This is a genomic window from Sporosalibacterium faouarense, from assembly GCF_016765695.1.
Taxonomy (GTDB): domain Bacteria; phylum Bacillota; class Clostridia; order Tissierellales; family VENL01; genus Sporosalibacterium; species Sporosalibacterium faouarense.
In genome coordinates this window covers 64479-85627 of the sequence record NZ_JAETGO010000023.1, presented here as the reverse complement: position 1 = coordinate 85627, position 21149 = coordinate 64479, and the positions used below count along the sequence as shown (strand labels likewise).

Here is a 21149-nt window from a genome sequence, read left to right as displayed (position 1 = left end):
CCCATTAGACCTCCTTCTATATATCTAGCTTTCCTCTAGCTCTCCTTCTGCCATGGCCACTATGTCTTTATGAAGCCCCATAAGCCTTGCAACATTTATTGCATCTCTAGGCACTTCACTGTTACACCGTAATACTCTAAGTCTATAGTCCATATATTGAGTTACTAAATCAATTCCATAATTCTTATTGTATTTTAATTCTTCCTTAAGCTTTTTATAATCTACATTTGCTAATCCTATAACCTGCAAATGCATAACCCCTTCCGAATTTGCTACATTATCATAATGGGTAGTTATTACTGAGATAGACTCCTTGTCTTTTAAGTAGTTGACTATAGCCTTAGATATTGCATGACCTTCTTGAGGATTAGTTCCCCTAGCTAATTCATCTATTAGAATTAGACCTTTTTCTTTTACTCTATCTATTGCTCTTTGTATTCCTTCAACCTCACTGCCAAAGGTGCTTAATCCTTGGTCTGAGGATTGCCAGTCTCCAATAGAAATATGTATGAAACCATGAAGACCCATTTCCATTTTAGAGCAGGGTACAAATAATCCATATTGAGCCATAGCACATAGCATACCTATTAGTTTTAGCGAAACTGTCTTGCCTCCCATATTAGCTCCAGTTATACAAGTTACTCCTTGATTTAAGCTAACGGTAATAGGGGTAAACTCTTTTCTTTTTTGCATAAGGGCTTCTTCTACCCTTAAATGTCTCCCATCATTAATAATAATAATGTGCTCTGTTGTAATATTAGGCTTTACACCACCAATATCTATAGCTAAATAAGCTTTTGCTATGGTTAAATCCAACCTTCCTATAGCTTCCATATTGTTAAATATCCTTCTGCTTTCTTCAGCTATTTCTTTGGACAATTCACTTCTTATCTTAAATTCTTCATTTTCTTCCCTTTGTTTATAGTCCTCTAATTGTCTTTCCAAATAATCTAGCATATCAGTAGATTTGAACTTATATTTTAAATCCATATACGTTTCTGAACTATACATTAATAGGGGATGTTTTTCAATTCTATTAATAATTTCTATATCCGACTTAGGAACTGATACTTCTCCGTTGTGTCTTATCTTTATTCCTAATTCATGCTGTAGCTCCATACGTATAACCTTTTTTTCAAAGGCTATTCTCTTCTCTATATCCTTCTTTTCTTTTCTAATATCCTTTAAATTTTGAGAGTATTCATCATATATATAAAAAGTTTTCAATCCCTCTTCTCTAGGGTCTAATAGCTCTTCTAATTCAATCATTGACTCAACCTTCATATCCTTGGGAATAGAAAAATTTATTTTTTCAATTTCATCCTTTATTTCTCTAAATAGAATAATGAGGTTTTTTATTTCAAAGAGCTCCACCTCCGTTAAAATATATCCTTCTATACACCTAGAAATGGAATGTCTTAGATCTTTAACGTGAACAAATAAATTTCTTAAATTGATAAAAAAGGACCTCTCTCTACTTATCAAAGAAGCAAATGCCTCAACCTTGTCTAATTCCTTTCTTAAACTCTTTTCTTCTCCAGGAAGAAATGCTTTCAATGCATCTTTGTTAGTCTTGCCATAGGGAGTGTTTACTCGAACTTTATTTAAGATATAATCTAAATCTAAGCTTTTTCTAATTTCTTTATCTATAAATTTCATCTTTGTATTCACCCCCGTGCACTACATCAAATACTGGTATATCCTTTAGATGCTTTTTCATACTATTTAAAAACTCCCTCTGATCAAAATAGTATCCTTGGGGAGAATAAGGATTTATGGTGACTGCTAAAGTCGATACAGAGTTTAAGGCTTTCACTTTAAGACCTTGCCTACACAATCTTAACCAGTCAACTGGTCCAACAAAAATTTTGGTTCCGTCTCTTACAACAAAAGTGACGTTCTTTATGAGCCTACTTCCCTTAACTATATCCTCAATTGTGTTTTTAACCAATGAACCAGGAAATATCACATATCTAGTTGACTTGGTTATATGCTGAGATATAATTTTTCCACTATTTAAAGAAGTTTTTATATCTAATGTTTTTACATTATAATTTTCATCTATCAAAGATATATTCTCTTTCTGGATTATATCTTTGATTAAAATCCTTAATGTGTCTTCTTTAACTTCAGGTAATTTAAATAACTCAACTGCATGCAATGTATCTCGTATCACTTTATTCATATCTCGACTTACAACTGCTCCAGTTGCTAATATACATCCTTGAGAAACAGAAGGAGCAGCCGAAGATAATCTGTTTATAGCTCCATCTATAAAAACTACCTCGGCACCAAAGTCAATTAATATATTGCTTATAGCTTTAATCTCTTTAGTTGTTTGTGGACCTGCTATTTGAACATATCCAGCATCTCTAACTTTGCCGATAACTATTTTTCCCATAGGCGTCCTATAATCAGTGACTTTAATTATTTCTATCTTAGCATCCCCTAGTTTTAGAGCTTTTTCACTAGTTGCTATATATGTTCCTTCAAAGGCATATATAGATGGCTTTTCAGTTCCAGTTACTAGATCAATCCCTTCTCCGTCTCTACCCGTGGAAGTAATTCCTATTGTTATGCCATTGATAGCCGCTTCTTCAATTAGATGGTTCAGTGTCACTGTTTTCCCAGCATTCTTTCCCATTCCTACTATGGATATTATTTTATAGTTATTCTGTATTATATCTATTAGCAACAAGGTAGAGCCCCCTCTCTTATTCTCATTTCATTACTTACTATTTCTAGCTTTAGCTCTTTCTCTTCTTTCTAGCTTTGTGGGCTCAAGAGAAACATGATTCCCTTGTAATAATCCAGCTACTCCAGTTAACTCTTTCTTTTCTTTTCCTTGACAAATATCACAGTTACAATTATGAGTATAATTTTCCGGCTCTGTATAAGTTGTTATTACGCCTTCAAAGTTTCTTAATATTACCTTATTATGGGACATGGATACTACATAATTTGGCATTACTGGAGTCTTACCTCCTCCTCCTGGAGCATCTACAACAAAGGTAGGAACCGCATAACCAGAGGTATGCCCTCTTAGCCCTTCAATAATTTCTATTCCAGTAGCAACTGGAGTTCTAAAGTGCTCAATTCCCATTGATAAATCACATTGATAAATATAGTATGGTCTTACTCTTATTTTTACTAATTTATGTACTAAATCTCTCATAACATGTACACAATCATTAATGCCTCTAAGCAGTACAGATTGGTTTCCTAAAGGAATTCCTGCATCTGCTAGTTTTCTAATAGCCTCTTTAGACTCTTCAGTAATCTCTTTAGGATGATTAAAGTGTGTATTTAACCAAATTGGATGATATTTTTTAAGCATATTTACTAAATCATCTGTTATTCTTTGAGGCAATACAACAGGTGTTCTAGATCCTATTCTAATCACTTCAACATGAGGTATTTCCCTTAGCTTTTTAATTATGGATTCTAGACGCTCATCGGAAACTAGAAGGGCATCTCCTCCTGAAAGTAATACATCTCTAACCTCTGGTGTTTCCCTTATGTATTCAATGGCCGCTTCTATCCTATCCATACCCATTGAAGCATCCTTTTGTCCAGCAAATCTTCTTCTTGTACAATGTCTGCAATACATTGAACATTGGTCCGTTATTAATAAAAGTACCCTATCTGGATATCTATGAGTTAAACCTGGTACAGGCGAGTCAGTATCTTCATGTAGAGGATCTTCCATATCAGCATCTCCTTTATGGGTCTCCATCATAGTAGGTACTGCCTGCATTCTTACTGGACAATTCTGATTATCTCTATCCATTATTGATGCATAATACGGCGTAATCCCCATTCTAAATTTTTCCAATGTTGCTTGGATATCTTTTTCTTCCTGTGGAGTAAGATTAATAACCTTTTTTAGTTTTTCTACATCAGTTATTCTATTTCTTACCTGCCATTTCCAATCCCTCCACTGCTCATCTGTGACATCCTTCCACAGTGCTATATCCTTATATGATTCCACTCTGAACAACTCCTTCTTAACATATTTTTTAGATATTTAGATATTAAATAACGAATTAGAATAATATAGCCTAGTATAATTATAAAGACGATATTATCTTAATCTCATAATTCCCCCCAGAATATTAATATCATTTTACTAATTACTAATTTTTTATGCGTACAACTCTTCATATATTTTTCTTAACTTCTCATTTTCTCTCATTATTTGTAATGCTATTTCAGCATGACCTCTTGTATATCCATTCCCTATTATCATTGTCGTATCCTTACCTACTCCCTCTGCCCCTAAAGCTGCTTTAGTAAAGTTAGTGGCCATACTAAAGAAATATACTAATCCATCATCTTTAGTAGCAAGAATACTAGTCATCTCAGTATTGGGCACATTAACACAATTGATTGTTACATCAGCCATTTCTCCATTAGTTAATTCCTTAATAACATTCATTACTTCAACTGCATTAGTTGCATCTGCCTTTACATACTCGTGAGCTAATTCAGCCTCTTTAGCCCTAGATAGACTTCCATCACTATAACCTAAACATATTACCTTACCGTTCTCTCCTACCTTTTTCTTTGCCTCATATAAGCAAAGCATTCCTGATTTTCCTGCTCCTCCTATAACTAATACAGTGTCTCCAGGTTTTGGAAGCTTAGCAGCTTGAGCAGGCGCTCCAGCAACATCTAAAACCGATAGAGCAAGGTTTTCTGGTAAATCATTAGGTATAACAGCATATATTCCACTTTCGAAAAGAATCGCCTTTCCTTTGATGTCAACTTGATCTATATCCTTTCTAACTTCTAAAATCTCGTCAATCACAAGTGGAGTTAATGACAAGGACACTAATGTTGCTATTTTATCCCCAACTTTTAGATCTATTTTACCCTCAAGAGCAGGACCAATTTTTTCAACTGTTCCAATTAACATTCCTCCTGATCCTGTAATAGGGTTTTGATGTTTGCCTCTTGTTTCAACTATATTCATCATTATTTCTTTAATTTTATCTATGTTGCCTGTTGCTTCTTCTTTAATTTGAGTAAAGCTTGCAGAGTCAATATTTAGTGTCTGAACATCAATTAAAATTTCGTTATCATAAATTTCCATGTTATTGTCAACTTTTATTGCTGGTTGAGGTAATACCCCCTTTGGTTCTAACACTCTGTGAGTTCCATATGGACATCCCTTTTTCATAAAAAAACCTCCTTATATTGTTTGAAATTTAACTTTACTATGTATGAATAATTTCTACTTTACGTCATCCCTTATAAATAATATTGCAATAGGTATGCCAATCTAAAATATTATTTTAAAATACTTAATCTGTGCATATTGCTTGAATATATAAGATAAAATGTCAAAATTGACTCTCACGAAATTAATTTATTGTTTTTAGCGCTGATTTTTCGGCAGGAATGAAATGAAAAGGCTCTTAATATTGAAACTAAAATACTAAGAGCTTATAGTTATCATTAGCTAGTTAAATTTTATTTAAACTATATTTTTTTATTTTATATTGTAAGGTTTGTCTAGGAACTTCTAAGAACTCTGAAGCATGGGTAATGTTCCAATTGGTCTTCTCCAAGGCATCCTTTATTATTTTCCGTTCCATTTCTTTTATAGTTTCATTTAAAGGCTTCACCTTATCTCTATTATCTAATCCATATATAATATCATTAAATTGTTGAGGTAGATGCTGTATATCTATGACTTCAATATCATAAATCGTCATTATTCCTTCAACAACGTGCTGAAGCTCACGTATATTTCCAGGCCATGAATAGTTTATAAAAGTATCCATTACATTTGAAGAAACATCTCTAACTGTCTTATTAAATTTCTTATTGTATTTTTCTATAAAATGATCCAGTAATATAGGAATATCGCTTCTTCTCTCTTTAAGTTTAGGTAAGCCTAATGCAATAACATTAATTCTATAATATAAATCCTTTCTCAATCTCTTTTCCTCTACTAATTTTCGAGGCTCAACATTTGTAGCAGCAATTATTCTTACATCTACGCTAATGGTGCTTGTTGCTCCCACCCTTCTTATAATACCATCCTGCAATACTCTTAATAGCTTTGCCTGTAACTCCATAGGCATTGAATTTATTTCATCAAGGAAAAGAGTTCCTCCATTAGCTAACTCAAATAAACCTGGCCTGTTTTCAGCTCCTGTAAAGCCTCCCTTAACTGTACCAAAAAGTATACCTTCTAATAAATTACTTGGTAAAGCAGCACAATTTTGAGATATAAAAGGCTTATTTTTTCTAGGACTTGCACTATGAATAGATTGTACCAATAACTCCTTGCCTGTTCCAGTTTCACCATAAACTAATATCGGTGATGTAGTTTGTGCTGCCTTTACAGCCAATGATTTAATTTGAAGTATATTTTCATGCTGACCGATTATGTCAACAAATGTATAGTTAGAATTTGATTTATCTTTATTCTTCCTACTATTATTTGAATCATCCTGGTAAAGCTCTTTTTGCAGATCTATAATCCTCTCAGAAAGCTCTTTCACATCAGTTATGTCTTTGGATATCTCCAGGGCCCCCAACACTTTTCCCTTAGATTTAATTGGAATAGACGAGTTCACTGTTGTAATCTTATTCCCTTTATAAGTAATAAAGGTCTGCTCTATATTTAGTATTGGCTCCCCTGTTCTAATAACATTTAATAGTGTACTAGTATCATAGGATAATGAAGGATATATTTCAAGTATATGTCGTCCAATTGCTTTTTCTCTATCAATCTCATCAAGTCTTTGAGCAAATTTATTGTAATAGATTATTCTTCCTCTATTATCAATTATTTGTATCCCCTCGTTGATGTAATCCAGTATTTCTATGATATTTTCTTTCAAAAAAATATCCTTCATAAAGTAAATCCCCCTAGCAAAAAATAATTTATAATTATATGCTGATTTTTCGGCATTATCTGCCTAAATTTAGGCACTAGATTGGTAGTGCCTATTTCATTTGAATCAATAGCTTATTTGTACTCTCTATGATACCTGATATATCAAGTCTATATGCTAAATCTATACTCCCTATTCCTAATTCAGAAATATCAATATCTACTTTACTTGTTGAAACCTCAATAGGCATATTCCCATAAACTGTTTCATATTCAGTTACATGTTTTTTCCCTTTCTCAAAGGTTAACTTAGATGTATTGCTGCCAAATCTTTTCATAGAAACTACATTATCTTCTATTCTTAAAGTGGTAGTCGAGCCTTCCATACCTGTTATTTCTGATTCATCATAGACAATATAATATGCTCCTCTTTTCTCATAAAATTTTCCCTCAGTCACCATCTCTATATTATTTACTTCACCTTCAACACTTGTTTGCTTTCCTTTTATGGTTAATTGAACTTCTTTCATTAGTTTCCCCTTTCTATTATATGTTCCATTATACTCTATTATAAAGTAAAACCCTAAAAATAGCCAAGTTTTTTCTCTCCAGCATAAAAAAACAAAAGACCTAAAGGGTTTAATCTTTAGGTCTTTCAACTAACAGTTTATACTTATCTAAACTTTCCTTAAAAAGTTAATGTACCATTTTCATCCTTAATAATCTTTAAGATTTTCACTTCCTTACCAGTAATTGCATCAACGTAGACTATAAAGTCTCCCCCCTGATAAGTTCCCTTAAACTCATAGCATAGATATTCTTTAGCCCCTTCTTTTGGAATTATTGCAAGCCTAGCGCTATCTACATCGAAATCAGTTTTCACCTTTCCTCTAGCTTCTGATTGAGTAAGCTCTGGTTGACGAATATTCCTATCATGATGAGCTTTTAAATATTGAGCTGCATCCATTCCTACTATATCTCCAGTATCTAAGGCAACCTTCACTTTAATCAAGTCAGTATATATTGTTACATCGTTTTGTTTATATGCAAAGTTAATTAGTACTAAACCATCATATTGAAGAGAGTAGTTAGATTCCATACTTTCATATCCCTTTTCAACAAGATATTTTTGCCCTTTCTCTATAGCTTGCTCCACTGAAATCTTAGGTTTATTCACTGCTCTAGAATTCTCCATCCATACTACCTTGCCCCCAGTTTTACTAACTCCTATATATATAGGAGAATCTTCAGGGCTTGATTCCTTAGGTATACTGAATGTATATGAAGGAATCCATGCAGTTTTATCCATTTGCTCTCCTTCTTCAATAACCTCAATGCTTTCTGTATTTTCAGCACCAGTAAATTCTTGAGCTATTTTTTTTGCTTCTTCAATATCAACCTTTTTATCGCCTAGACCTTTGGCTTTTCCACTTAAAACTTGATCAGAAAAAGGTCCATCGTATATAAGCTCTGGAGATTTTGTCATTTTATCTTCAAGCTTTACAAGTCTAACATTCAACATATTATCATTGGCATTCTCAATATCTTCTTTCTCTTTCCTTTTAATCTCACCTATATTAAATACTCCTTCTGTTAACTTATTATGAACTCCCATCAATTCTTGAGATAAATAGTCAGTATAGTTTTGTAGCTTAAGTAATGCATCCTTTTGATCTTGATCCATAGGACTTCCCTCTAAAACATTAGATGCCAAAGCATAACTATAGTCAGAGACTTGATTTAAGAACTTCTCAGTTTTGGCAGTATCCTTATGACTTATTGGAAGCTGAGCTAGTTTTTCTTCTGCCAAATATGCTTGTTGCATAATTTGCGAAAGTAGGATAACATTTTGCTCTTGAGAATCGGCTAATAAAACCTTTGATAAAGAAACTTGAACGTTTTCCACATGATCCTTTAAATCATAGAACATTCTCTGATAAGAATTCTGCATAGTAGTTTCATAGTTTTTCTTAATTTTATATTGATTATAGCCCCATACTCCTGTAATAGCTAAAGCTATAACTAATATTCCTGGTAAAATCCACCTTCTAAACCTCACTTAATTCACCTCCAGTACTAGTTTCCAAACCAGTGTTTCCCATATTTTATAACAACTTGTCTAGACCAAATCCATTTACTTGTTGATGTAGCAGGATTCCAATAATATCTACATCCATAAGTTGGATCCCATCCATTGATTGCATCCCTTGCAGCCTTCAATGAGTCTGCATCAGGACTTAGATTGATTTGCCCATCGGCTACAGCAGTAAAAGCTAATGGTTGATATATAACGCTTGCTATAGTATTTGGAAAGGATGGATTCTCTACTCTGTTAAGGATAACTGCAGCAACTGCAACTTTACCTATATATGGTTCTCCCCTTGCCTCAGCGTGTACTGCTCTAGCTAATAGGTATATATCATCATTTCTAGAAATCGCTGTTGTACCTGCTCCTTGTGTTCCTCCATCCACTGGTCCAAAGTTTAAACCCAGTGCAGCTGCAGTTTCAGGTCCAACTACACCATCAACACCTAATCCATTTTTACTCTGAAAAGCTCTAACTGCTCTATAGGTCTCTGTTCCATAGATGCCATCTACAGCCCCATTATAATAATCCCATTGCGCTAGCTTCCACTGAACATCTTTAACATCTTGCCCGGTTGAACCCCAGTAAAGAACTTTTGGAGCCAATGTAGCATTTACCGTCTCAGACTCTTCTACTCCATCTTTATTTTTTTCTGCGTTAGATACTTCAACTGAGTTTATACCTTCAGTTGTGGATGAAAAATTATTTTGATTCTGATTATTTATGTATAAATAGTATCCTGTTGCTGAAAGTGTAACTAACATAGCCATACTTAAAATCAAGACAGCTTTCTTCAATTTATATCCTCCCTTCTGTTTTGTAAATGCAATAATATAGTCTTTAATTATTTTCTGTAAGAATTTATATATTTATACAAAATAATCCCTCAATGATTAAATAAACCACTAAGGGATCTCTTTATCCTTTAACTATTCTATTACCTTATCATTATTTTTTACTTACAAACATTTTGGCAAAAGTCATTTTACTCTTTTCAAAGATTTCAACTATTTTAAATTTTAATTTCAATGGAACTTCTTCTTCCTCTTGAACTTGAGTTATCATCTTATACTCTTCTTCTGTTAAAACATCTCTTAGTTTTTCTTTCGTATCTCTATCAGTTAACCCATTTTCAATATCTATAAAACACAAAGGCGGAAACATTACACACCACCAATTTGCTCCTTTTCCTTCTCCAATAACTATCTCAACAGCTTGATATTCTCCTGCTGGCAAAGTAAAATTCCCATATGATTTAGTAGGGAAGCTATGCTGTCCAAAGTCTACATTGACATCATAATTACTTCCTTGAACATTCACTTCGTTTTGTGCTATGCTCTGTATCTCTTGTAAGTTATCTTTAATTATTTCTCTAGATTGATCTAAAGAAGTTGACTTTGCAAACTTTTCATTCATTGTATTAATAACTTTATCTCTTACCTCAAGTTTTAATGCTTGATCTTGAGGAGAATCACTATTAGCAATGACATGAAATCGTATTAATTTATCTCTATATTCTTCCCTATTTATATAGACATCTCTTAAGGATACTACCCCTATCAATAAAATTACTGCTATAACTAATATAATACCTTTAAATACTCTCTTGTTCTTTTTCCTTAATAGCATGATTTACCTCCTCAATTTATGATTTGTTATTACCAGTTTATTCCACGCTTGTCCTACCGGATTAACCTTTTTTATTCTTTATCATTAAGTATTAGCAGAAGAGGTAAATTTTAAACATATTTTCTATAATTTTTATAGAGTAATAATTGTTTTTTAAAAATTTCCCTAGTTAGTTACTTGAGGAAATTGCATATTTACAAATTAAATATGCAATTTCCTCACTTATTTATTTAATTAGACCTATTCTTCTTATCTTCGAGTCTACCGTTACTTCAATTTCAATATCTGGAAAAATATTTTCCCAATCATCTTTAACTGTATTCCAAATATGTGGTTTATATTTGCTAAAGTATTCTCCTGCATCTATGACATCTACCTTAAATTCTTTTTGAATCTTCTTTACTGTATTGTCAAGCTGCATTTTGACAGCCTCTTCAACTTGCTTCTCTACCCCTCTTAAAAACTTATCATCCATTACATCTTCAGAGGTATCCATTTTGTATTGACTGAGATCTCCCTCCATTTTAATATCATATTTAAGCTTAATTTTTCCGTCTTCAATAGTTCCAGTTTGTTTCGTTTCACTTTCTGTTATGACATAGGGAATAACAACTTTATTATCGTAATCTATAACAACAACTGTATCTGCCTTTACTTTATTCTTTAAAAACATAGCACCTCTATTTTCAAGCTCCCCAAGCCAACCTATTAGCTGGTAGTTCTTTATTACTGCTGATCCTGCCACCTTTAAATCGTTCTTTCCAGGTACAACCCTTGGCATAAGAGTTCTTTTATTTCCATGAAGACTTTTTAGAAGCTCTCCTAGAGGTAAAGGATTAAATCTAGCACTTCCCTCTGAAGCTTCTGATATACTTGATATATATAACCCAATATCAGGTTCAAATTGGGATTGAACATTTAATATATCTTCTGCTTTGCCTTTGGCAACAAGAACATTTACCTTCCTATTTATCTCATTATTTCTTTCTACGCTATCTAACATTTCCTTTAGCATGGTACTATCCTTTGCTACATCTTCTCCAATTACCAATACTTTCATATGCTGAAAAAATAAAACTTGATGTAGTCTGGTTCTTAGCCCCCTAGTGGTTTCATAAGGGGTCATTCCTACACTTGCAACAATAAATCTTGGTTGTCCTTGTCCGCCTTTACCTACCGCTTCAATATTTGGAAATACATAGGTTATTGTATATTTATCTTTTGCCTCCATCCCAAGCTCACCTTTTACTTTTTCTTCATCTTTGCTTGGTTGATATACGTCAATTCCTACAGCAGTTATAAATGCTCTTTCATTTATCTCCACTTTATCCCAACAGCCTGGAAGTGTAGAAGTTACCAAAAACATAATTAATAAGATGCAAAGTCTTACCTTTTTATCCATTTTTAACAGCTCCCTTCTTGTTATTCTTTTTAAATAGGGAGACTACGAGCAATAGCAATGGTAAAACAAGTATTACAAATGTACCTAGTATATTAGTTGATTTTCCTATATAGTCATAAGCCGTTGCTATATTATCTGGAACTAGAGCTAACACAAATATAATAGGCATTAGGGGGAAAACATAATATTTATGTTCATTTCCTCTAAATAATTTATCAAATATCAATGCACTTCCATATATTAAAGGTGCTAATGTTGAAAAAACAAGTACTACCCATTGAGCCATTACTACACCTTGAACATTTTCTAAAAAAGCTCCTGGAAATTGAATAACCTCCATTAATGACATTGATGGCCATATTAGATGTGTTGTCTCAATAACTCCAAATACCATAACACTTATTAAAAAAACAAATAAATAAACAAATATGATTAATACCATGCCAATTAAATTGTATTTTAGTGTTTTTTTAGGTCTTTCTACAAATGCATTAAATAAAAGTATAACCTCAAATCCTGCAAAACTAAAAACAGTACTAGGTATTCCTTTTAGTAAATCAGTTATTTTAAATTTAAATACAGGAAGTAAATTACTAAAATCTAACTCTGGAAGTAATACAAATCCCATAAAAAATATAGGTATTACTACTATTGGAAGTACTAAAACACAAAATTTCCCGATAGCTTCTATTCCAGCCCTAGCTATATAAGCTACTGTTATTAGCATAGTAATTATTATAAACTCTATAGGAGTATTCCTAAGTAGATACATCTTTACTATCTCACCAAATATCCTAACCACAAAAGCTGAGAATATAAGCAGATATATAAGAAAAAGGATTGAACAAAAATCTGAAATTGGTGTTGTTATTAAATTTCTTCCAAATTCTGTTACCGTCTTACCAGGGTATTTCATAACTAGTATGGTAATCAAGGTAACTGAACCAATTGCCAGTAATCCACTAATTAAAACTAATATCCATCCATCAGTTTTTAATGCTTCTACCAGATCTCTAGGCAGAGATAATATTCCTACCCCAATTATCGTATTGACTATTATGGCCATTAACTGACCACTGGTTATTTTATTATCTATTTTCATCATAGTATCACCCTCTTACTACTTCTTCTTATCTTTAGAATTATCACCTTTTTTACCTTGATTTCGAGCTCCAGGCATTCTAGTTTCATCTATAGTTTGAGTAAAATAAGGTCTTTTTTTCATTGTCTGCAAAGGGAATCTTATAAGTGTGTCTTTTAAATCCCTTAAATTATTACCAATATTAGTTAATGGTGAAAGATATGGTATTCCAAAACTGTTAAGCTGTACTAAATGGGTCGCCAGTAAAAGCAATCCTAACATAATTCCATATAACCCAGAAAAAGCTGCAAAAGCCATCATACCAAATCTTAAAACCCTAAAACCCGATGCTAATCCATAATTTGGTATTGCAAAGGAGGCTATAGTTGTAACAGCAACAATTATTACCATTAATGGACTTACTATACCGGCTTCAACAGCTGCTTGACCAATTACAAGACCACCAACTATACCTATAGTGGTACCTATTGGCCCAGCCAATCTAGAACCAGACTCCCTTAATAGCTCTATGGTACCCTCCATTATAAAAGCCTCAATAAAAGCAGGAAATGGCACGGTATCACGGGTGGCAGCTACATAGATTGCTAGTTGGGTTGGTAGCATACCTGGATGATAGGAAGTCATAGCTATGTATAAGGCTGGAAATAATAGGCATAAAAAAATTGCAAAGAACCTTACAATTCTAACTAACGAAGATATATACCAACTTCCATAATAATCCTCGGCTGATTGAAGTAATGTAGTAATAGTTGCAGGCACTATTAAAGAAAATGGAGTATTATCCACTAATATTCCTATTCTACCTTCATATAATGCAGCTGCCACCACATCAGGCCTCTCTGTATACTGAGCTTCTGGAAAAGGTGAGTAGCTATTCCCAGCAATAGCATGTTGTATCTGTCCACTACCTATAATTGCATCAACAGTAATACCCTTTAATCTCTTCATCACCTCATCTATAAGCTTTTTATTTACAATATCCTCCATATACATAACTACAACATCAGTTTTAGAGCGTGTTCCTATCTTTATGTACTTAGCCTTTAATTTAGTGTCTCTAATCCTTCTTCTAACTAATGTTGCATTTACTTTTACAGTTTCATTAAAGCCATCTCTTGGTCCTCTTACCACTGTTTCTATCTGAGGTTCAGTAATACCCCTCATTGGCCATCCCCTGGAAGATAGCATCAATATCTTATTATATCCATCAATAAGTAGTAAAGTTTCTCCTATAAGCAGATTTTCAAGAGCTTCTTCTATAGTTTTTAATTCTTTAACTTCACTTACTGCAATATTCCCTTTCTCTACAAGTTCTAATAGATTATCTTTGATGTTTTGAGGATTAGGCTTGTTTTCTCTTGCATCTAGCAGTAATGGTTCAAGTCCAAACTCACTGATTAATTCTTTATCAATAAGTCCATCTACATATATAAATGCCATATTGAAGTTTTGCTTCTGTCCAACTTTAATAGGTCTATATACTATATCATCACAGTCCACTAACTCTTTTTTTATTATTTCTAGATTTCTATTTATATTAGTTGAAATAATCATAAATAGGCTTCCCCTTCCCTAATTAAACTAGCTTAACTATAATAAATATCAAAGGACCTCCAATCATATATATTAGTCCAATGATTTTTGCTATTTTTGAATCCTTTTTAAGTTTATTTTTACTTAATTTTTTTCCATCTACAAAAAAAGTAAATAGCCCAATAGCTATCACTATAAAAATAAAATATAAATTTAGTACGCTCTTTAATTCAGTTATAAATGGTGAAATTATCTTCACTAACAACACTCCTATCAAATTGATAGATAAATACTTGTATATAATATTTGCAAGAAGTAGCAATATTATACAGTATAGTTATTTTATTTATATCAGTGTTAGTCCTTCTTCCTTAGACCCTCCCTCACTTAGAGAAGTAAAGAACTTCTTGATAATACGATAAAAGAGCCTTTGATAGGCTACTATCAAGGCTCTTTAACAGGTCTTAGTTACAATTACTATATCAATTGATTTTTCTAATTCTTTTTTGCATTTCTGCATGACTTCTTTATTATCAAAAATTCCAAAGACCGTGGGACCACTTCCACTCATAATACTTCCTAGAGCACCCTTTTCAATCATTTTTTGCTTTATATCAGCAATTATTGGGTATCTTTTTATTGTTACTGTTTCCAAAAGGTTTACTAAATTATTGGCTACAAACATCAAGTTATCTGCTTCAATTGCTTTAATTAACTCATTTGTTTTTGGTCGTTCTTCAGCATTTGATAAATCAAGATTATTATATACGTAAGCTGTAGACACAGCAACTCCTGGGTTTGCTAATAATATATGTCTGTCTTTAAAGCTAGAAAGTGCTGTTAGCTTCTCTCCTACTCCTTCCGCTAAAGCAGTTCCACCCATTATACAATAGGGTACATCTGCTCCTATCTTTAGCCCCAAACTCATCAATTCTCCTTGAGTAAGCCTGAGATCCCAAAGAATGTTAAGACCCTTTAAAACTGCTGCTGCATTTGAGCTTCCACCAGCTAGTCCAGCTGCTATAGGAATATTTTTTTTAATATATATCTTTATTCCTTTTTTAATATTATATTTTTCACATATTAGTTTCCAAGCTTTATAAACGAGATTGGATGAATCCGTAGGTACATGGATATTATTTGACTCTATTATCACCTTATCTTCATCTATATTTTCTATCATTACTGTATCTTTTAAATCTATCTGTTGCATTATCATTCTTAAGTCATGATATCCATCTTCTCTTCGTCTCAATACATCTAAAGAAAGATTTATTTTTCCATATGCATCAATTGCTATTTTATTCATATCCTCATCTCCTGTTCTGCTCAATTACATAATTTGTTACAGAATATATCCATTGTTATCTTGCTTTTATGAAGAAACTATACATATCAATGATTTTACCACTTTGAATTGGATATATTTATATGATATATATAGTAGAAAGCTGTAAAAATATATTATAATATTTTTGCCAATATATCGACAAATTTATATAATCAATATTTAAGAACTTTCCAGATTTAGTTTTAAAGTCATTTTTATATGTTCTTTCCCACTTCTTTCTCTATGACTTAGCTTAATGCCTTGTCTTTTTTCTTATTTCTAGATACTTTATCTAAAAATTTAGTTGAATAGGCTAGTGTTTTAGTAGGACAAGCATCTACACAATGGGCACACCCAACACATTTATTATCTTTCACTACTTCACCGTCTCTAGCTTTCCCTTTTATCTCAATTGACATAGGGCAAGCTAAGTTGCATTTATTACATTGAATACATTTTGTATTATTTGTGACTATCTTTTGATCGGCAGCTCTACCAATGAAGCTCAATACTGTTCCTAATGGACAATAGTAGCAATATCCTCTTCCAATAAAAGCAACCCAGAAGAACATAGCCATAAATAACTCTCCTACTAGATATTTGTAATTTTCAACTTTGCTAATTACGTGTATATTCCCTGGTAATTGTACGCCTAACAAAAACATCACCCAGTAAGCAGTAAATATAATTGCAATTATAAGGAAAACCCATCGCATCATAGATAAAAGCTTTAAATTTCTTGGCTTTATTTTTCTTTTCTTGCCAGTTATAGGGATCGCAGGGTCAAATACTTCTGCTGCAAAACCATTAAAAAGACATAATGTAGAACATTGCCAACGTCTTCCCAATAATAATGTTCCTAATATAACGATAATACTATAGCAAATATAGAATATCAATGCAGATGTTATTCCTGTTAACCCCCATATAGGAAAGCGACTAAGGTAAAAGGATGAATTTTCATATAATAATTGTAAAGAAGTAGTAGTCCATGGAAGGGGCATTGTAAAAAAGTATAGTTCAAAATTATTTAATATCAATGGTCCAAATATATGTACAACTAATGCTGCTACAGTAAATCCAATCAAATTTCTTTTTCTCATGGTAGTTGTTTCAGAAGACCCGACTATCCTTAGTGTAAGAAAGCTACATATTATTATAAAAAGAGTTTTGACCCAGTTTTCATAGAAATGCCAGAACCATCTAATAAACTTAGCAGTCTCCTCTGATGCTTGACTGGCATATCCATAGTTCAGTCCAGCAATTATAATGCACAGAAGAATATATGTAATAAGAATGGTTCTTAAGGCCTTCAATTCTATACTTTTACTTTTCACTAATTTCCCTTCTTTCTTTACTATATCTATTATTTGTTTATAAAAAATTTAAATTAACATTATATAAATTTCTAACATGCAACTCTTAAGTTCCTTAAACAACAAAATATGTAAAGTAAATAGGATATAAATATTATTTTAAGATGCTTATGCTTACTACCAATTATTATCATATTCCTCATTCTTGAGATTTTTCCCACAATTGGGACAGTGAACTAAATCTAAAGTATTATAGACTTTCATTGGTAGTACTTTTTTACATCTAGGGCATCTCCAAAGTATCAAAGTCATAGCAATAAATATAAATAATGAGCTGGTACCAATAATAATAAATATTAATCGTAATTTTGTCGGTAGTCCAAATAAAATTGTTGCTAATAAATTTAATGGTAGGGATATATATAGAAATATCATAGCTATATTCCTAAACTTCCAGATATCTCTTGATTTGTTCTTCATATTTCACCCTCCTTTCCATACCATATTATACCATATGCTTCTATTAATTAATTTTTTATTAGCTAAAAAAAGACATCTTGCATAGCTGCAAGATGCCTAATTATTCTTATAGTTCGAACTCTATATTTTTCTCAATGATTATCTTCTCACCTGGCATAATATTATCAGGAGAAGCTATATCATTGGTTTCAATAATTTCTTCTACAGTTGTATTGTATCTCTTAGCAATATCCCAAAGGGAGTCTTCTTTTTGTACAACGTAAATAATTATACTTGGTCTTGTCTTCTTATCTATATCTTCTTCTAACTCTTCAGCTTGAGTAACAATATTAAACTTTTTAATTCTATTGATTGAAACTAGCGTCTTAACATCTGCTTCAATTTCAATTTCTCCATCGCCTTTTTTATTATAATTCAAGTTTTCCAGTGCATTTTGTATGTCAAGCTCTACACCTTCATCTATTCCCTCTATATCTACATAGAATTTATAAGGTATTTCTTCACTAACATTTGTAATTTCTTCAGTTGCTCCAGATAGATATAAAGAATTTACATTCAATAATCCTTCAATTATTACCTTTCCTTCTACCATTCTATAGTCAGTTATTATAGGTTTAGCATTCAAATTATAGATATTCTTAATGGAGTCATTATCTCTTATTCCTACTTTTCCCTTAACTATTTCTTTAATTTCAGCTCTATCAATATTTTCAGTAATATCTACTTCTTGCTTCACCACATTAAACTTTTTACTAGTAGAATAAGTATCAACTGTTACTTCTTTTTCTCTTTGCTCAAATACTTTTGCATCAATTTTAACTATAGACTCTAGGTCAACTATTCTAATATTTCCGTTAATATCCTCTTTTGTATCAAAGTAAGAATCTGCTGCTTGAAGTTTAAGATTACAATCCATATCCTTTACTGCACCAGATATTTCTACAAAATGGGTAAATGGTATTTCATGGCTTAAATAATTAATCTGATTTTCTTCATCATCTCCAAAATACATTATTGATGCTTCTACGACCCCCGCAACAATAACCTTATCATCTACCACCTTAATTTCCTTTTCGTAAGATTTAACATCAACTCTAAGTATATCTAATATATCAGGCATTCCTTCTTCTAACTCAAAAGCTTCCTTAATTATTGTGGAAGACTTGTTTGTACCTACTATATCATTATACTTAATTTTTTCTTTAAGTACTTGTAAGCCTTGAGCTCCTGTCACCTCTTTAATTATGTCAATGTTATTATCTGATTGTACCTTCCCTTCTATTTCCATTACAGTCTTTACAGATACTCTAGACTCATCTATTAGCCTAAAGTCGATATGTTCGATATTAGATTTAATATCTGCTATCATCTCTTCTGTTGCACCTTCTATTTCTATTTCCTCACTAAACTCAGTACTGGCATCTAAGCTATGTATAGGTTGTTTTTCATCATTAGCGCTATAAAGAACTTTGAACTTTACAACACCATTAACTTTAACTTTATCTTGGGATATATTGATATCTGTTACTTCTGCATCCCCATCTATTGTTAGTATTTTATTAATACTCGGTTTGTTCTCTGGTAAACGTATTTCACCTTCTACTAGTGCTTCTATTTGGTCTTTTCCAACGACTTGGTCTATCTTAAGCAAGTCTCTAATTAGTTCAACTGACATTTCTTATCCTCCTCCCCTTTATCTGATTCTTCTCACATTAAGAACATCTATTATATTAATATATACATATGCAATATATTATGATTAAATGTCCTAAAAAATTACTTTTTTAAAGTAATTGAAATAATTTATATTTCAATATGATAGATTTCAATGTTTCTAAAGTAAATTTTAGTCATGACAAATAAATATAAAAGGTCTAAAACACATCATGTGTTTTAGACCTTTTATATTTATTTTACTTTTTTGTTTTCTTACCTAATTCAGATATTAGATTTCATCTCCCACAGTATTATCAGCGTTCTCATCAATATTTTCTCCATCGCTTTCATCAGAAGATGATAAAATCTCATCGCTATCCTTTGGTATATCATTATCACTATTTGATGGCTGTTCTTCCTCTTCTATTAATTCTTCATTTCCTGTATCTTCGCTCCCTATTTCTTCTGTACCTTGATTTTCCAACGAACTTAACTCATCTTCCTCTGAGGACTCTTCTGTACTATCATCCGATGTTATAGTGTCCTCATCACTTTCTTCTACTTTGTCATCATCATTATTTGACGATTGTTCTTCCTTTTCTAGTAATTCTTTATCTCCTGTATCTTCATTCTCCGTTTTCTCTATGTTTTGATTCTCCGATGAACTTGACTCGTCTTGCTCTAAGGACCCATCTACGTCATCATCCGATGATATAGTCTCTTCATTATTTTCTTCTACTTTGTCATCATCTAGCGATTGTTCCTCTTCTATTGATGTCTTCTCATCTTGTAACTGATTACTTAGTTGGATAATCGTTTGCTCAAGATTTTTTATTTTACTTTCTAAATTGGATTTTGTTGCTTTTAAATCATCTTTTTGTATATTTAATTCATCTTTTTCTAATTCTAATATTTTAATATTTTTACCTAATGTTTCATTTTCTGCTTTCAATTTATCATTATCAGCAATTTGTTCATTTAAACTATTAGTGAGGCTATCAATCATGTTATACAAATCTTCTAAATGAGGTATCAGTCTGGGAACAATCGTATTTACAATTTGAGTCTGATATTTAGATAATAGTATTCTTTTTACAGGTGATTGAATAGTGTCACTTTCATAGTCAGTTTTTTGTTTTTTATCACTACTCCAATCTACATGATTAGCAATATATGTTATAAGATTTGTCAGTTGTCCTTTTACTTCATCACTATCTTCATTTTTTATAAACTTTCCATCTTCCCTCTTTATATTTTCCCAGTATCTAGATATTAGATATTCCTTAGACAATTCAATATCTTGTTCTTCATCTATAAACTCATTTAAATACTTAACTCTTATCTTTCCTCTAACTAAGTTGTCTTTTCTTACCAAAAGCTTTGCAAATTGAATAAAGTTAATATTTGGCTCTAAGGAAATAGTATACTCTCCAAATCTATCTAGCTTTACAGGGTTAATATGTAGTATATATTCTGATGCCTCGCCATGAACCGAGAAGTACATAACAGGGTCACTGGTAAAATCTTGTGATTTCTCAAATCTTATCGCTTTTCCACCATTACTATTTTCAATTACCTCTAAATTTTCAATTATATCATCTGTACTTGCTGCCAAAGCACTAATTTCCTTATCTGATTCACCTATAAACCACGAATAGGTACCTATGTCGCTCATAAGAATAAATCCTACTAAAGCTCCTCCTATCAAAACTACTACTGTTTTTGTCGCTAATCTTTTGAAATAATTACCATTTTTCTTCAATAG

At 32.0% G+C, this 21149-nt stretch carries 18 protein-coding genes; all 18 read right to left on the bottom strand.

Features of this window, described 5'->3' with window-relative positions:
• Positions 1 to 24: 24 nt before the first annotated feature.
• A complete protein-coding gene (gene kamC / locus JMO20_RS03660; RefSeq protein WP_202708174.1) occupies positions 25 to 1659 on the bottom strand; it encodes a lysine 5,6-aminomutase reactivase ATPase KamC in 1635 nt (544 codons plus the stop codon).
• Positions 1643 to 2698: a lysine 5,6-aminomutase reactivase subunit KamB gene (gene kamB / locus JMO20_RS03655; RefSeq protein ID WP_243414619.1), complete on the bottom strand. Its 1056-nt coding sequence runs from the start codon at positions 2696 to 2698 to the stop codon at positions 1643 to 1645. The genes kamC and kamB overlap by 17 nt, the downstream gene beginning before the upstream one ends.
• Positions 2699 to 2728: 30 nt before the next feature.
• Positions 2729 to 3991 (bottom strand): lysine 2,3-aminomutase, encoded by a 1263-nt coding sequence (gene kamA, locus JMO20_RS03650; protein WP_202708173.1) that lies wholly within the window; start codon positions 3989 to 3991, stop codon positions 2729 to 2731.
• A 153-nt stretch (positions 3992 to 4144) separates the two neighbouring features.
• Positions 4145 to 5182 (bottom strand): L-erythro-3,5-diaminohexanoate dehydrogenase, encoded by a 1038-nt coding sequence (gene kdd / locus JMO20_RS03645; RefSeq protein ID WP_202708172.1) that lies wholly within the window; start codon positions 5180 to 5182, stop codon positions 4145 to 4147.
• A gap of 286 nt (positions 5183 to 5468) precedes the next feature.
• Positions 5469 to 6872, bottom strand: a complete 1404-nt coding sequence (locus JMO20_RS03640) for a sigma-54 interaction domain-containing protein (protein ID WP_202708171.1) — start codon at positions 6870 to 6872, stop codon at positions 5469 to 5471.
• A gap of 91 nt (positions 6873 to 6963) precedes the next feature.
• Positions 6964 to 7380, bottom strand: a complete 417-nt coding sequence (locus JMO20_RS03635; protein ID WP_202708170.1) for a YwiB family protein — start codon at positions 7378 to 7380, stop codon at positions 6964 to 6966.
• A 158-nt stretch (positions 7381 to 7538) separates the two neighbouring features.
• Positions 7539 to 8909 carry a germination protein YpeB gene (gene ypeB / locus JMO20_RS03630; protein ID WP_202708169.1) on the bottom strand — a complete coding sequence of 457 codons (1371 nt, stop codon included), beginning with the start codon at positions 8907 to 8909 and terminating at the stop codon, positions 7539 to 7541.
• A gap of 17 nt (positions 8910 to 8926) precedes the next feature.
• Positions 8927 to 9733, bottom strand: coding sequence for a spore cortex-lytic enzyme (gene sleB / locus JMO20_RS03625; RefSeq protein WP_243414618.1), 807 nt, complete (start codon positions 9731 to 9733; stop codon positions 8927 to 8929).
• A 151-nt stretch (positions 9734 to 9884) separates the two neighbouring features.
• The gene (gene spoIIR / locus JMO20_RS03620; RefSeq protein WP_202708168.1) at positions 9885 to 10565 is read right to left on the bottom strand and encodes a stage II sporulation protein R; all 681 of its coding nucleotides are present in this window, start codon (positions 10563 to 10565) and stop codon (positions 9885 to 9887) included.
• Positions 10566 to 10791: 226 nt separating this feature from the next.
• Entirely contained in the window at positions 10792 to 11967 is a 1176-nt protein-coding gene (locus JMO20_RS03615) for a Ger(x)C family spore germination protein (RefSeq protein ID WP_202708167.1), read from the bottom strand.
• Entirely contained in the window at positions 11960 to 13072 is a 1113-nt protein-coding gene (locus tag JMO20_RS03610; protein ID WP_202708166.1) for a GerAB/ArcD/ProY family transporter, read from the bottom strand. Before JMO20_RS03610 ends, JMO20_RS03615 begins: the two co-directional genes overlap by 8 nt.
• A gap of 15 nt (positions 13073 to 13087) precedes the next feature.
• Positions 13088 to 14623: a spore germination protein gene (locus tag JMO20_RS03605; protein WP_202708165.1), complete on the bottom strand. Its 1536-nt coding sequence runs from the start codon at positions 14621 to 14623 to the stop codon at positions 13088 to 13090.
• A gap of 22 nt (positions 14624 to 14645) precedes the next feature.
• On the bottom strand, positions 14646 to 14861 hold the full coding sequence (locus JMO20_RS03600) for a CLC_0170 family protein (RefSeq protein ID WP_202708164.1): 216 nt from the start codon (positions 14859 to 14861) through the stop codon (positions 14646 to 14648).
• Between the two features lie 195 nt (positions 14862 to 15056).
• The gene (gene ispE, locus JMO20_RS03595; protein WP_207753425.1) at positions 15057 to 15911 is read right to left on the bottom strand and encodes a 4-(cytidine 5'-diphospho)-2-C-methyl-D-erythritol kinase; all 855 of its coding nucleotides are present in this window, start codon (positions 15909 to 15911) and stop codon (positions 15057 to 15059) included.
• Between the two features lie 269 nt (positions 15912 to 16180).
• Entirely contained in the window at positions 16181 to 17269 is a 1089-nt protein-coding gene (locus tag JMO20_RS20570) for a 4Fe-4S dicluster domain-containing protein (RefSeq protein ID WP_202708163.1), read from the bottom strand.
• A gap of 156 nt (positions 17270 to 17425) precedes the next feature.
• Positions 17426 to 17728 carry a hypothetical protein gene (locus JMO20_RS03585; RefSeq protein WP_202708162.1) on the bottom strand — a complete coding sequence of 101 codons (303 nt, stop codon included), beginning with the start codon at positions 17726 to 17728 and terminating at the stop codon, positions 17426 to 17428.
• Positions 17729 to 17834: 106 nt separating this feature from the next.
• Entirely contained in the window at positions 17835 to 19403 is a 1569-nt protein-coding gene (locus tag JMO20_RS03580; RefSeq protein ID WP_202708161.1) for a DUF3794 and LysM peptidoglycan-binding domain-containing protein, read from the bottom strand.
• A gap of 270 nt (positions 19404 to 19673) precedes the next feature.
• Positions 19674 to 21146, bottom strand: coding sequence for a hypothetical protein (locus tag JMO20_RS03575; protein ID WP_202708160.1), 1473 nt, complete (start codon positions 21144 to 21146; stop codon positions 19674 to 19676).
• Between the last annotated feature and the right edge of the window lie 3 nt (positions 21147 to 21149).